The organism is Methylobacterium sp. J-048, from assembly GCF_022829515.1.
In the GTDB taxonomy this organism is placed as follows: domain Bacteria; phylum Pseudomonadota; class Alphaproteobacteria; order Rhizobiales; family Beijerinckiaceae; genus Methylobacterium.
Genome location: NZ_JAKSYL010000247.1, coordinates 1 through 11,789 on the forward strand (window position 1 = coordinate 1; position 11,789 = coordinate 11,789).

Annotated in this window: 17 protein-coding genes and 1 pseudogene; 10 read left to right on the forward strand and 8 right to left on the reverse strand. The window is 69.2% G+C overall.

The genetic code is table 11. From position 1 onward, the window contains the following. The first annotated feature begins 976 nt into the window (after positions 1–976). Positions 977–1,909: a transposase gene (locus MKL09_RS25020; RefSeq protein WP_244024719.1), complete on the forward strand. Its 933-nt coding sequence runs from the start codon at positions 977–979 to the stop codon at positions 1,907–1,909. 153 nt (positions 1,910–2,062) lie between these two features. On the opposite strand, the gene MKL09_RS25025 is transcribed toward MKL09_RS25020, so the two are convergent. Next, complete coding sequence (locus tag MKL09_RS25025) at positions 2,063–2,842, reverse strand: SDR family oxidoreductase (protein WP_244024720.1); 780 nt, start codon at positions 2,840–2,842, stop codon at positions 2,063–2,065. 187 nt (positions 2,843–3,029) lie between these two features. Here MKL09_RS25025 and MKL09_RS25030 point away from each other — a divergent pair, with 187 nt between their 5' ends. Continuing rightward, positions 3,030–3,758, forward strand: coding sequence for a hypothetical protein (locus MKL09_RS25030; RefSeq protein ID WP_244024721.1), 729 nt, complete (start codon positions 3,030–3,032; stop codon positions 3,756–3,758). A gap of 18 nt (positions 3,759–3,776) precedes the next feature. Here MKL09_RS25030 and MKL09_RS25035 read toward each other — a convergent pair whose 3' ends face one another. Beyond that, positions 3,777–3,914, reverse strand: a complete 138-nt coding sequence (locus MKL09_RS25035) for a hypothetical protein (RefSeq protein ID WP_244024722.1) — start codon at positions 3,912–3,914, stop codon at positions 3,777–3,779. Between the two features lie 389 nt (positions 3,915–4,303). On the opposite strand from MKL09_RS25035, the gene MKL09_RS25040 reads away from it, so the two are divergent. Together MKL09_RS25040 and MKL09_RS25045 are read left to right on the forward strand one after the other, a co-directional pair. Then, positions 4,304–4,606, forward strand: coding sequence for a hypothetical protein (locus MKL09_RS25040; protein WP_244024723.1), 303 nt, complete (start codon positions 4,304–4,306; stop codon positions 4,604–4,606). Positions 4,607–4,645: 39 nt separating this feature from the next. After that, on the forward strand, positions 4,646–4,900 hold the full coding sequence (locus MKL09_RS25045; protein WP_244024724.1) for a hypothetical protein: 255 nt from the start codon (positions 4,646–4,648) through the stop codon (positions 4,898–4,900). A gap of 13 nt (positions 4,901–4,913) precedes the next feature. Here the strand turns inward: MKL09_RS25045 and MKL09_RS25050 are convergent, their stop codons facing one another. Beyond that, complete coding sequence (locus MKL09_RS25050) at positions 4,914–5,363, reverse strand: hypothetical protein (RefSeq protein WP_244024725.1); 450 nt, start codon at positions 5,361–5,363, stop codon at positions 4,914–4,916. Next, positions 5,360–5,869 carry a hypothetical protein gene (locus MKL09_RS25055; protein ID WP_244024726.1) on the reverse strand — a complete coding sequence of 170 codons (510 nt, stop codon included), beginning with the start codon at positions 5,867–5,869 and terminating at the stop codon, positions 5,360–5,362. The genes MKL09_RS25050 and MKL09_RS25055 overlap by 4 nt, the downstream gene beginning before the upstream one ends. A gap of 256 nt (positions 5,870–6,125) precedes the next feature. Between MKL09_RS25055 and MKL09_RS25060 the strand changes: the two genes are divergently transcribed. The 5 genes from MKL09_RS25060 (at position 6,126) to MKL09_RS25080 (ending at position 8,947) form a co-directional block, all read left to right on the forward strand. Further along, on the forward strand, positions 6,126–6,569 hold the full coding sequence (locus MKL09_RS25060) for a hypothetical protein (protein WP_244024727.1): 444 nt from the start codon (positions 6,126–6,128) through the stop codon (positions 6,567–6,569). A 146-nt stretch (positions 6,570–6,715) separates the two neighbouring features. Next, positions 6,716–7,135 (forward strand): hypothetical protein, encoded by a 420-nt coding sequence (locus MKL09_RS25065; RefSeq protein ID WP_244024735.1) that lies wholly within the window; start codon positions 6,716–6,718, stop codon positions 7,133–7,135. A gap of 351 nt (positions 7,136–7,486) precedes the next feature. Then, a complete protein-coding gene (locus MKL09_RS25070) occupies positions 7,487–7,789 on the forward strand; it encodes a hypothetical protein (RefSeq protein ID WP_244024728.1) in 303 nt (100 codons plus the stop codon). A 142-nt stretch (positions 7,790–7,931) separates the two neighbouring features. Then, positions 7,932–8,375 (forward strand): DMT family transporter, encoded by a 444-nt coding sequence (locus MKL09_RS25075; protein ID WP_244024729.1) that lies wholly within the window; start codon positions 7,932–7,934, stop codon positions 8,373–8,375. A gap of 269 nt (positions 8,376–8,644) precedes the next feature. Beyond that, positions 8,645–8,947: a hypothetical protein gene (locus MKL09_RS25080; protein WP_244024730.1), complete on the forward strand. Its 303-nt coding sequence runs from the start codon at positions 8,645–8,647 to the stop codon at positions 8,945–8,947. Positions 8,948–9,153: 206 nt separating this feature from the next. Here MKL09_RS25080 and MKL09_RS25085 read toward each other — a convergent pair whose 3' ends face one another. Beyond that, positions 9,154–9,354, reverse strand: a complete 201-nt coding sequence (locus tag MKL09_RS25085) for a hypothetical protein (RefSeq protein WP_244024731.1) — start codon at positions 9,352–9,354, stop codon at positions 9,154–9,156. A 619-nt stretch (positions 9,355–9,973) separates the two neighbouring features. On the opposite strand from MKL09_RS25085, the gene MKL09_RS25090 reads away from it, so the two are divergent. Further along, the gene (locus tag MKL09_RS25090; protein ID WP_244024732.1) at positions 9,974–10,195 is read left to right on the forward strand and encodes a DUF6894 family protein; all 222 of its coding nucleotides are present in this window, start codon (positions 9,974–9,976) and stop codon (positions 10,193–10,195) included. A gap of 187 nt (positions 10,196–10,382) precedes the next feature. On the opposite strand, the gene MKL09_RS25095 is transcribed toward MKL09_RS25090, so the two are convergent. The 3 genes and pseudogenes from MKL09_RS25095 to MKL09_RS25105 form a co-directional block, all read right to left on the reverse strand. Continuing rightward, positions 10,383–10,670, reverse strand: coding sequence for a hypothetical protein (locus tag MKL09_RS25095; RefSeq protein WP_244024733.1), 288 nt, complete (start codon positions 10,668–10,670; stop codon positions 10,383–10,385). A gap of 84 nt (positions 10,671–10,754) precedes the next feature. After that, positions 10,755–10,919, reverse strand: a complete 165-nt coding sequence (locus tag MKL09_RS25100) for a hypothetical protein (RefSeq protein ID WP_244024734.1) — start codon at positions 10,917–10,919, stop codon at positions 10,755–10,757. 587 nt (positions 10,920–11,506) lie between these two features. Next, positions 11,507–11,737: pseudogene (locus MKL09_RS25105) on the reverse strand (flagellar biosynthesis repressor FlbT); the annotation flags it as partial. Positions 11,738–11,789: the final 52 nt, after the last annotated feature.

Sequence of the window (11,789 nt, forward strand, 5' to 3'; positions counted from 1 at the left end):
GGGAGCGCCCAGGCCCGGATCGATCGGCGAGAGGATGTGGCGACACTTGAAGAAAGGCCATCAAAACTATCGACGGGAACCGTCCAGGCAGCATTTACAGATGTCACGTCTATCGCCGCTGTCGATCCGGTTGTTCGGAGGCGCCAAAGGGCTCGCCCTTTGGGAACCCCCTCCCCGGCCCAGCCAGAACTTGACAATGTTCCTATTTTGTGCTCATGGTCTCTCGCCCGCCGCGACGCGTCGTGAGACGTCTCGGGGCGCCGGTCCGGTCAGCCGCCGGGTCGGCGGCGGCGGGCCGGTGCCTGCGTCTGCCGTCGGCTGCGGCAAGCCCGGGCGCGGGAGCACGACACCCCCCGGCTCGGGCTGGGCGGCGGCCGGCGGAGGAAATGCCTCCGGCCGTTCAGAGGCCGAAAGGCGACCCTGTCCTGGGCGGTGCGGCGGTTCTGCGGCGCCCTCTACGACGAGGGGGCGTGCGACGAAGGCTCGCTCGGAAGCGCTGAGGGGCGATGAGCACCTCGGGACTGGAACTTAGCGCAGGCGGGCTCCCGCGTGACGGACACCGGACGAAAAGACGGATGCGGTGGCGCGGTCGGCCTGTTGGCGGCGGCGTCTCCGGTCCGCGGGACGCCGGGAGGCCGGCTCTTTGTGCAACGTTGCGTTCGGGCTTCGCGGCGTCCCGCGTCACCCCGGTTGCGACTGGGTCTTTTTTAGCCGTGCTCCCGGCGGTTTTCCGCGCGGGGCCGATGACGCGTGTCGAAAGCCGTTGAAGTCCTCCGGATCTCCAAACCAAACTCCTCATCCTTGTAAGTCAGTCGGCGTCCGATCTGGTAAGGTCGGATCCGCGGCGACGGGCAGGACCCCGGCTCATCCTGGGGCACTGAAGCCCGCACCTCAGCTTGGGAGCCTGCCCGTTCCTTCCACGACCCCGGACAGTCGCTCGGGCCGCAAGAGCCCGGTTGCGCAAGGGTGGGGCGGGATGGGACCGGTGTGTGTCGGGATCGACGTGTGCAAGGTGCGGCTGGACGTGCATGTCCTGCCGCAGGGCCAGGCGTTCGCGGTCGCCCGCGACGGCGCGGGCCTGAGCGATCTGGTGGCGCGCCTGCAGGCGCTGGGGCCGGATCTGGTGGCGATCGAGGCGACGGGCGGCTTCGAGCAGGTGGCGGCGGCCGCGCTGGCGGGGGCGGGTCTGCCGCTGGTGGTGGTCAACCCGGCCCAGGTCCGGCACTTCGCCAAGGCGCTGGGCCAGCGGGCCAAGTCGGACCCGATCGATGCCGCCGTGATCGCCCGGTTCGCGGCGGCCACCCAGCCGGCGGTGCGGCCGCTGCCGGACGCGGCCACGCGGCTGCTGGCCGACTTGGTCGCCCGGCGCCGCCAGATCGTCGAGATGCTGGCGGCCGAGAAGAACCGGGCGCAGCGCACGGACGTGGTGCGGATCGCCAAGAGCATCACCCGGCTGATCAAGGCGCTGGAGAAGGAACTCGCCGAGATCGACGCCGAGATCGACACGGGCGTGCGTGGCTCGCCGGCCTGGCGCGCCACCGAGGACCTGCTCGCCTCGGTGCCGGGGGTGGGGCCGGTCACGGCGCGCACACTCCTGGCCGAGATGCCCGAACTCGGCCGGCTCACGGCCCGGCAGGTCGCCGCGCTGGCCGGCCTCGCCCCGTTCGTGCGCGAGTCCGGCAAGTGGAAGGGCCGCGCCATGGTGGCCGGCGGGCGCAAGAGCGTGCGCACGGCCCTGTTCCTGGCAGCCCTGACCGCCTGCCGGCACAACCCCGTGCTCAAGCTGTTCCGCGACCGGCTGGTCGCCGCCGGCAAGCCAAAGATGGTCGCCGTCATCGCCGTCGCCCGAAAGCTCCTCACCATCCTCAACGCCATGATCCGGGATCAGAAACCATGGCAAACCGCTTGACGCCCAACACAGTAGCTGAGGTGCGAGCGCAGCGAGCCTCGAAGGAGCCCTCCAGCCAGCTGCGCGATCCCTGGAGGGCTCCTTCGAGGCTTCCGCTGCGCGGCACCTCAGGATGAGGGGGGGAGGGATCGGATGGCCCGGCCGCACAGGTGCTCAGAACGTGCCGGGATAGGCCCCGCCATCCATCAGAAGGTTCTGGCCGGTGATGAATCCGGCGTGCTGGCTGCACAGGAACGCGCAGGCGGCGCCGAACTCGTCCGGGCGGCCGAAGCGGCCCGCGGGGTTGTCGCGCGCCCGGGCTTCGAGGAACGCCTCCACGCTGGTGCCGGCCTTGGCGGCGCCGGCGGCGGCGTTGCTGCGGATCCGGTCGGTGTCGAACGGGCCGGGCAGGAGGTTGTTGAGCGTCACGTTGTGCCGCACCGTCTGGCGCGCCAGCCCGGCCACGAAGCCGGTCAGCCCCGAGCGGGCGCCGTTGGACAGGCCGAGATGCTCGATCGGCGCCTTCACGGCCCCGGAGGTGATGTTGACGATCCGGCCGAACTTGCGGCCGATCATGCCGTCGACCGTCGCCTTGATGAGCGCGATCGGCGCCAGCATGTTGGCGTCGAGCGCCCGGATCCAGGCGTCACGGTCCCAGTCGCGAAAATCCCCCGGGGGCGGGCCGCCGGCATTGTTGACCAGGATGTCGGGCTCCGGGCAGGCGGCGAGCGCGGCGTCCCGGCCGGCCTCGGTGGCGATATCGCCCACCACCGCGGTCACCGTGGCGCCGGTCTCCCGGCGGATGGCGTCGGCGGTCGCCTCCAGGGTCTCGGCCGTGCGCGCCGTGATCGTCACCGCGACGCCCTCGCGGGCGAGCGCCAGGGCGCAACCCCGGCCGAGCCCCTTGCTGGCCGCGCAGACCAGCGCCCGGCGCCCGCTCAAACCCAGATCCATGGAGGCCTCCTGCGATCGGCCCTCCCGGCGAGAGCCTCGACGGCGTTGATAACCCACCCGGACGGCGCGCGGCATCCGGTCGGCGGCGCGGAGACGTCCGGCTCAGGGACGGGCGCGATCGCCCCTAAGCCGGAAGTATTACTGAACTCGATGCAACTTGCGCGATTGACCGAGGATGGAGGTGGCCATGACCTTGCTTCGAGCCTCGACCTTGCTTCGAGCGTCCTTCGCCGGATTCATGCTCTATACTGTCTCGGCCGGACTGGCGGCGGCGCAGCCGGCCGTCACCGGAACCGGCGGCGATCCACTCTCCGCCGAGAAGGCGCCGAACACCACCGCGCTCGGACAGACCAAGCCGCCGAGCCGGGCCGCCAGCCCGACCGAGACCAAGCCGATCGCGCGCCGGACGCCGCGGCAGGCCGCCGACGACGCGATCAGCACGCGGATCTGCATCGGATGCCGGGTGGACCCCGGCACGACCGGTTCCCTGTCGGGCGCGTCGCCAAGCTCGCTGGCCGGCACCCCGCCCGCCGCCGACCCGACCGTCGGGGCGCCGGTGAAGCGCGACGTGACGCTCGACGAGCTGCGGACCTTGGCCGAGCCGAGGCAGCAATCCGACCTCGACACCCTCCCCCTGGCCTCCGCGCATCGCGAGCAGGCACGCTCGGCGCAGGAGAAGACCGACGGCCTCTGGCAATCGTGGCTCGTCTCGGTGTGCGACGGCTGCGGCGACCAGAAGCCGGCCCGGGCGATGAAACTGGAGGATTGGCCCAACCGGCAGGCGGCGGCGGCTCCGCACCCGGCCGACCGCAGGCCCAACCCCATCCCGGTCCGGGCCGCCGACAACCATCCGCGCGGCAGCCTGGAGGCGAACCTCTCGCCGGAAAACCTCAGCGGGATCCGGCGCATGCCCTGAACGGGCCTGCGGGATCGGTCACCAGGTGCGCAGGTCGCGGGGTGCCACCGCGTCCGGCAGCCGGTCGAGGACCGGGGCGACATACCCGGCCCAGAGCAGGGCGGCGACGCCGGTCAGCAGCGGGGCGGCGATACTGAGAACGAGGCTGAGGGTCACGGCGGCCTGCGCGATCGACAGTTCTGACTTGCCAGAATGCAGCAAGCATCGCCGGTAATTGTTGTTTTGGCCTTAAGATGATCGGTTGTTTTGAGCCGGATCGATGTTTTCGCTGCGGCGATTATCGGTCCGGCGCGCGCTGCGGATCATCGCCGGCCGCTGGGAGCGGCGGCCCGTCCTGGGCCGGCTCGATCGGGCCGGGGGTACCGGCGAGGCGGGCGAGCAAGGCTCCCCCTCCCGCCTCGCCGGTACTGGCCTGCGCGGGGGATACGCAAGTCAGTAATCTCCGCTTAGCATTCGCACTATTGCGTCGCCAATCAGCGGTTTATACCGAGAAATATAGCATCGGTCGCTATTAGATAAATTCTGTACTGCGTCGAGATGGTTTCATGGCGAGCCTGCTAGCGGATCCGTTCGGTCGTCAATTGTTGAGCCTGCTCACCGCGGATTACGGCCTGCCCGGCGATCCCGGGCGGCGGGTCCTCCGGCACGAGCTGCAGCAGCTTCAGCTGCGCGCCCAGGCCCGGGATGCGCCGCGATCGGTGCGGATGGCGATCCGCGCGGCGCTCTCGGCCCTCCGGGCGGAATTTTCGCTCCCCTGCCCCGGCATCCCGGCGGCCGCCGGTCCCGAGCGCGGCGACCGCGATGGCGGCGTCGGCACTCTTCATCGGGCTGTTACAACCGGGATCTAGAGGCATCCTGCGTGACATCATCTCGGGAGCGTAAGGCTGATGCCGACCCATTATTGTATTAACCCGCTCGATCCGTATGCCGAACAGGAAGTTCTGGTCACTTACGACGATCATCGGCCGTTCGTCGTGGTCCGGTCGGCGATCGACGAGGACGGCTACGACATCCTGGCGGACCTGTCCGAGGAATGCGTCCGGATCCTGCAGCTCGAGATCGCCGTGTATCACGGCCATATCGAGCCCTACGCCTGGGCCCAGCACGCGGTCGACGTGGTGTCCGCTCCGGCCGCCTCGTGAGGCCGTCGGCCCGTCAGGGCCGTGTCGGCTCGCCGGCGAGCGCGCCGAACTCGCTGACCATGCATTCGTGCATGCGCCGCAGCCACATATGCGCCTCCGTGGCGCGGGCTTCGGCCCGGTCGGCCCGCTCGGTCGCCAAGCGGACCTGTTCCTCGGCGCGCTCCGCGCGGGTGACCGCCTCGCGCATCGTCGCCTCGGCATGGCGGGCCCGGTCCTCGGCCGCCCGCGCCGTCGCATCCGCCTCGCGGACCGCGCGCTGCGCCTCCCGGACCGAGTCCCGCGCACGCTTCTGCATCTCGCGGACCCGGGCCGCGACGCCCCGGACGGCCAGCAGGGAGGCCGACCAATCCTCGTCCTCGGCGGCCGGGGTCGCGGTGTCGTCGGCTCCGGAGAACAGCGCGACCACCCGGTCCACCGGGGCAGGCTCCGGAAACTCCGCCGTCGCGCGGGCCGGGCTGCTCATGCCGCCGCCTGGTCGGTCAGATCGGAGAATTCGGACAGGATCGCGTCCTGGACACGGGCCAGCCATTCTTCGGCGTGCCGGGCGCGTTCCTCCGCCGCCCGGGCGCGGGCCTCGGCCGTCTTCGCACGCTCCTCGGCGGCCATGACCTGCGCCTCCGCGCGGACCTGCGCCTCCCGCGCCTGGACCTCGGCGATGCGCGCGCGCTCGTTCGAGGCGTTGATGTCGTCGCGAACCCGCTCGAGCACGTGCTCGATGCGCTCCTCGCGCTCGCGGGCCTGGGCCTCGACCTCGCGGGCTTGGCGGGCGGCGGCCTGCACCCGGTGGATCAGCGCATCCCAATCCTGCGGGGACGATTGCGGCGTCGGGAGCGGGGCCTGCTCGTTCAGCGACGACACCACGCGCAGGACGTTGCCGAGGTTAGCCTCCGGGACCGCATTCGGCTCACGCTTCGACTTGTCGGCGGTGCGGAAGCGCGGATCGTTCAAAAGCCGCTGCAGCTCGCTCACGGGGCGCCCTCTCCCTGACGGTAGACCTGAGATACGATTAAACTGTCTGCATTGATTAACAAATGGTTAAAATCAAGTCCGCCTGGTGGGGGTTTGTTAAGCCGGGCCGCGCGGATGCTAGAATTCAGGCTGCCTGAACGCGCGCCCTCGGCCGCGTCCGCGACACCGGAGAATCCGGCGCCTCTGCCCGTCCGCGGAACTGGATGACGCGCTGCCGGCTTCCTCACAGAAGGAATTGTCCGGGAGGAACGGCCTGATGCGGAACGGTGCCCAGGATCGAGGCCCGAATGCGTCCGGCCCGGACCAGAACGCGGTGCGCGGCTTCACCGCCGCCCTGCGCGATCAGGCGCTGGACTATACCGGCAAGCGGAGGGCCGACGCGGCGCGGGTCGTCTCGGATGTCGGCGACGCCATCCGGGGGGCGGGTGCCGGCTTCGACGGGCTGCCTCAGCTGAAAGCGTTCTTCGATCAGGCCGCGCTCGGCGTCGACGGGCTGGCCGAGGACGTCGCCCGCCGTTCGTTCAGCGAGATGTACGACGAGGTCCATGCCGCGGCCCGGCGCCGACCCGCCGTGACCGTCGCCGCCGCCATGCTCGCCGGTTTCGCGCTCTACCGGCTGATCAACGCTCCCGGGATCCGAGCGGTGCCGCGCTCCCGGGCCCTGGTGCCGGTCGACGTCCTGCCGACGCCGGATCTCTAAATCGGTCTTGATTCGAAGACCGGTCACGCATCGAAGGTCTGATCGGGTGAAGCGGTGGCCTGGCGACGCGAGGCCACGCACGGCCGATGCCCGCTTCGGCGGCGAGGGCCCGATCGGAACCAGGCTCTCACGGAGCGCAGGCGCACATGAACAACACGGCTGACGAACTCGAGCAGGATGTGGCGGCGAGCCGCGGGCGGCTGGATCGCACCCTGGGCGATCTGCAGGCCCGCTTCCAGGGACCGGGCGTGCCCCGCGATCTCGCGGACCTCAAGCGGTCGGGACAAGCGGCCGGTGAGGTGGTCGAGCGGTTCGTCGCCGATATCCGGGTGAACCCCGTGCCGGCCCTGCTGATCGCCGCCGGGCTCGGCCTGCTGGTCTACGACGTGTTCCGGTCGCAGGCGGCGCGGCGGGGGTCGGCCGCGATCCCGACCGGTTCCCCCGCGGCCTCGGCGGACCGGGATCTCGCGGCGAACCGGCCGGACCGGATGGAGGAGCGGCTCGACGAGGCGCTCGAGGAGAGTTTTCCCGGAAGCGATCCCGTCTCGGTGCGGATCACCAAGTAGCGTGCCCTGATCTCCGCAGGACCCGTGACGGGCTGCGGGGTTCGCGCGGCGGCTCGGCAGCCCTGCCGCTGCCGAGCGGGTCCGGCAGCGTGCCTGTCCGCGTCGCGGATCGATCGTCGGTTGGGGCGGGCCTATGCCGGCACACCCGCCGCGGGGCAGCCTCAGCCGCCTTGTGGATCGGTGATCACCGGTTTTCGGCCAATCACCGGGGAATAGTCTGCACGCTATGCTTTCGATCCGTACTCGATCGTCATGGAATCGGGGCTGACCCTCAGTTGACCATGGAACATGCCTGTCGCCGAGTCGGTATTCACCTCGGCGGCGCAGGTCCGGGGAGCGAAGGGGCCTGACATGAGCGACACGGATCTTCAGATCGACCACCACCTGGACCCCGAGACCGATCCCGGGATCGCCCCCCGGGCGGACAAGATGCCGGAGGTTCTTCGCCTCGCGACGGCGCTGGCGGAGCAGATGCTGGCCTCGCAGATCATGGGACGGTCGATCTCGGGCGCGCAATTCACCGCTCTGGTGAGCGCTGCCCGGCTCCTCCAAGACAACGACGTGCCCTGGCCGCCCCTCGTGCAGGAGGTGGTCCACGAATTGGCCGAGCGCATGCACGCGGCCGGATCGGAGCCCGACGGCGCGGCTCGGTAACACGCCACCCGCCATTCGCCCCCCCAGGAGAGCCGGCTCCGGGCGTCGCCGCGGCAGGACGCGACGCCGCGGGCGGTCGGTCTGGTGACGTCCGGTCCCGACCGTCCCACCGACCCCGGTGTCACAGATCGAGATTTCAGCCATGTGGTATCTCTACGGCTTCGTGCTGCTGGCCGGCGTCGCCAACGCGGTTCAGGCGGGGCAGAACGGAGCGCTCTCGAAGGGGCTGGCCGAGTCGTTGACCGCCGGCCTCGTGGTCGCTGCCGGGACCGCCACCTGCATCCTCGTGGTCGGCCTCCTCTCCGGCAAGCTCGCATGGCCGACGGCGGCTCAGGCGCTGGCGATGCCGTGGTGGGCGTGGTTCGGCGGCATCCTCGGCGGATGCATCATCCTGGCGCAGTTCATCGTGGCGCGTCAGATCGGGGCGGCGCCGTTCCTCGGCCTGCTCGTCACCTCGGGGGTGGTCACGTCGATCGTGCTCGACCATTTCGGCTGGATCGGCTTCGAGCGCCATGCCGCCAGCCTGTGGCGGATCCTCGGCGGCCTCCTGATGGTCGTCGGCGTGGCGTTGGTCGCCGCCTTCTAGCGCATCGCCGGTGACGGCTCGCACCGACCGGTGCCCCGGAACACGCCCCCCCTGCGCGGGGTTGCTCCTCAAACGGAGATGGAGCGCGCGATGCTGACGGGTGGTTTGCTGTGGCTGATCGGTGTGCCGATTCCCGTCCTGATCCTGATCTGGTTCTTCTTCCTGCGGGGGCGCTGAAGCGCGCGCCATCGCCGGTTTCGACCGGAGGCAGGCGGCGCCCGCGGCTTCCACCGCCTCGACACGCCGGCCCCCACGGTTATCCTGCCCGGATGCGCATCGCCCTTGCCGCCTTCTCCTGCCTCGTCGCTGCCAGTGGGGCGGTCGCGCAGCAACAGCCTCCGACGGTCCCCGAACTGCTGACCGCGGAGGCAAAGGCCGCGCTGGGCTGCGAGAGCTCGGGCGATCCCGCCATCATCCGGGAACAGTGCCGGCTCCGCGATCGGTTGAGCGGACGCCTGGCCCAAGCCGGCTATTGCTGGGGCCGCAAGGGACAGACCGACGAGACGAAGGAGTGGCACGCCTGCCAGCCCGATTCGATCTTCGAGGACGACATCGAGGCGGTTCAGCGCTGAGCCCGGGTCTCACCGGGTTGCGCCCCGGCCTCTTTCAGGGGCGCGCGCAGCCGCTATTGGGCATGGGATCGTTCGAACGACGATCCTGTCACTCCGGGCTCTGTTTGTCGTTCCGTATCCACGGCGACCGCCCTGGCTGCCGATGCCGTCGCGTGCCGCCTTCACCGCATCCGCACCGCTGAACCGTCACGGGGCGGGACCGCATCTCAGCCGATCGCCTCAGGGTGGCGCCTCGGCTCGCCCTTGTAGTGACGCGGGATCAAGGGGCAGCCGTCGTGCACGCGGAAATGCGACGGCGACGCGCGTCGCATCGCGGTGTAGCCGCCCTGGATCATCAGGCGTCCGAAGCAGGCCGGGCAGCGCTTGAGGGCATCGCGATGGCGGACCTGCGCCTCGTCGATCGTCATGGCCACCCACGCGCCCTCGATGGAGACTTCGCAGGTCGGAGTTTCAGATTTTACCATGACGCGACGATGCCGTCCGGCGGCGCTGCGCGCCAGCGTAGCCGCGCCACAGCAATCCCGCGACAGATCCGTGCGGTGCGCCACAAAGCGTCGCGGTGCGACCGCGCCGCCCGGCGTACATCCCAGATCCGTATCCCCCGGCCGAAGTCGTCCGCCGCATGACGTCGCGCCGCGCCGACACCCGAGCGGCGATCATTTCAGGCTCGATCGTGCCTTGATACTCAACAGCACGCGTCTGATGTGATTGCGCAGCGTGTTTTTACTATCCGATGTCGCTTCGGTTCTCTTGGCGGAATCCGGTTTGTCACACGTCGACATGGCAAGTGCCCCAAGGAAGGAGCGCCACCTCAGCGGGCCTTAGGGCCTTGGTTCGGAAGGCGATCGCTAATAGCTCTAATGGATCGTCTCGCCAAAATCTCGACATAATTGCAACTCGGCCAGCCAATTCAGGTTTGAGATATTTTAAGGTTTATCGTTGTTTCTGAATGCTGCTGTGCCGTTTCGCACTACGTAGCCGAATTCATAGACCCCTTCGAGGGGTCCGATCAGGGAGACGTGCTCGGTGGCTGAACGCTTCTACTTCGACATCGAGAACGGCGCGGAGTCGATCCGTGACGCGGAAGGCGTCGAGGCGGACAGCTTTGAGCACGCATTGGAGGAAGCCCGGAGCGTGATCCGCGAGATGGCCGCCGAATTGGCCGCCGCCGATCCCGACGAAACCTGGACCTTGATCGTGCGCGATGCGTCCGGATCTTTGGTCGGGCGACTTCCGATCAAGACATAGGGCCCGAGGCCGTCACCGGACGGATCGAACAGCCGGTGTCTGCGGAGCCCGCCCGCTCGCCGCACCGAGCGCGTCAACCATGTCGGCCTCATCGTGCGCGACCCTGGGCCTCGGCGTGCACCCGGCCCGTGACGGGGGTTCGGTGCCGTCTCGATGCGGGCCGCCCTGGTCGGGTCGAAGGCCGATCTCAATCCGGGTCGGTCTCGCTCACGGCCTCGGCCGCGTATCGGGCGCGTCCAGGGCCATCGGGCAACGCGCCGGTCCGGCCGCACCACGCCGCGAAGGCCTCGGGCTCGATCGGCACGCGCACGACCGCCACGCCGCTGCGCTGCACCTCGCGCTCCATCTGCTCGGTGGCGATCCGCCAGGTCTCGTAGTGCGGAGGCAGCTTCGTCCCGTCGGCGAGGCCGGTGCGGAGCGCCTCATAATGCTCCGGGGGGTACCAGGGCAGGCCCACGCGGCGCGGACGGCTCATGACAAACTCGCACCGGGAGGAGATCGGAGACACGCGGCACCGCTCGGCCGGCGACCGGGCGGACGGCGCCTTTGCGGGGAGACGCTACTCGGTGGCCGCGGCCGTTCGCGCGATCGCTTCGCCGCGCCCGAAGGACTCATCGGCCGCCTGCGTCAACTCTCTGCGGGCGACGACGTCCGCCAGAGTCAACAGGACGCCCATCAGCCCCAGGACCAAGGCGGCACGACGAAGAAGCGGTCGGTTGGACATGAGCGGCATCCAGAGACGCCGGCCTGTCTACCAGAGGCCCCGAGGATCGGCTGCCGCTCCCGGGTCACAGTGGGTACGGAATGTGAACGCCGGCGCCGCATCGGTACGCGTCGGACCCGCTTCCGCGCCTGCGGCATCCGCACGGATCCGCCAAGCCCGCCGCTCACAGGGGGGCCGGGGTATTGGAGGTCATCGGGCGGGGTCGAGGGGCCATCGTCGTCGTAGGGCTGGGATCCGGCACCGGCCGTCGCGAGGATCATGGGGCACCGCTGCTGGGGCACGCATCCTTCTTCATCGGCGCTCCGGAAGACCGCGGCGGCCCCCTCCTCGATGCCGGCAGGCTGTCGCCCTTCGGCCACAGGTGCTGCTCGATCGCCGGCGCCGGCGCAACCGATGCCGGGCTGCAGAGTTGTCGCGGTCGGCCCAGTATCCCCCCAAGTATGTCCGGTTCGCGGCAGATATTTACTCAAGATTTACTATGATCGCCCGCGTCGTTGCCGAGCGGTGTGTCCGTAAAACTACAGCTTTCTCGTCGACGGATTGGTAGTCATGGCATCAGATTTCACGCTCTGGATTACCCCCCACATGACCAAGCTTCTCGCCTCGCTGGCCGGATTATCTACAAGATACAAAACCTGTAGTGTGACGCAGAGCTTCTTGCAGTCTGTATCTGCATCGCTCTCATGCATGATCTCGCTTTCACGCAAGAACTTGCATTGGTTTTCGATCAGAAAGGATACCGGCCGATCGCCATTACGAATTGCTGCGCCGTTGATGATCAGCCGCTCGAAGGGCTTCAAAGTGAGGCGTAGGCCCATTATTCGATGTCCTCTCAATTTGAGAGTTTTTGAACATGAGGCGTTAACGATC

What these genes read in the sequence shown, in the direction of transcription:
- MKL09_RS25070 (WP_244024728.1), top strand. Translation starts at nt 7,487, where the DNA reads ATGAGCGACACGGATCTTCAGATCGACCACCACCTGGACCCCGAGACC.
- MKL09_RS25075 (WP_244024729.1), top strand. Translation starts at nt 7,932, where the DNA reads ATGTGGTATCTCTACGGCTTCGTGCTGCTGGCCGGCGTCGCCAACGCG.
- MKL09_RS25080 (WP_244024730.1), top strand. Translation starts at nt 8,645, where the DNA reads ATGCGCATCGCCCTTGCCGCCTTCTCCTGCCTCGTCGCTGCCAGTGGG.
- MKL09_RS25040 (WP_244024723.1), top strand. Translation starts at nt 4,304, where the DNA reads ATGGCGAGCCTGCTAGCGGATCCGTTCGGTCGTCAATTGTTGAGCCTG.
- MKL09_RS25030 (WP_244024721.1), top strand. Translation starts at nt 3,030, where the DNA reads ATGACCTTGCTTCGAGCCTCGACCTTGCTTCGAGCGTCCTTCGCCGGA.
- MKL09_RS25095 (WP_244024733.1), bottom strand. Translation starts at nt 10,670, where the DNA reads ATGAGCCGTCCGCGCCGCGTGGGCCTGCCCTGGTACCCCCCGGAGCAT.
- MKL09_RS25060 (WP_244024727.1), top strand. Translation starts at nt 6,126, where the DNA reads ATGCGGAACGGTGCCCAGGATCGAGGCCCGAATGCGTCCGGCCCGGAC.
- MKL09_RS25050 (WP_244024725.1), bottom strand. Translation starts at nt 5,363, where the DNA reads ATGAGCAGCCCGGCCCGCGCGACGGCGGAGTTTCCGGAGCCTGCCCCG.
- MKL09_RS25045 (WP_244024724.1), top strand. Translation starts at nt 4,646, where the DNA reads ATGCCGACCCATTATTGTATTAACCCGCTCGATCCGTATGCCGAACAG.
- MKL09_RS25025 (WP_244024720.1), bottom strand. Translation starts at nt 2,842, where the DNA reads ATGGATCTGGGTTTGAGCGGGCGCCGGGCGCTGGTCTGCGCGGCCAGC.
- MKL09_RS25020 (WP_244024719.1), top strand. Translation starts at nt 977, where the DNA reads ATGGGACCGGTGTGTGTCGGGATCGACGTGTGCAAGGTGCGGCTGGAC.
- MKL09_RS25065 (WP_244024735.1), top strand. Translation starts at nt 6,716, where the DNA reads ATGAACAACACGGCTGACGAACTCGAGCAGGATGTGGCGGCGAGCCGC.
- MKL09_RS25100 (WP_244024734.1), bottom strand. Translation starts at nt 10,919, where the DNA reads ATGTCCAACCGACCGCTTCTTCGTCGTGCCGCCTTGGTCCTGGGGCTG.
- MKL09_RS25085 (WP_244024731.1), bottom strand. Translation starts at nt 9,354, where the DNA reads ATGACGATCGACGAGGCGCAGGTCCGCCATCGCGATGCCCTCAAGCGC.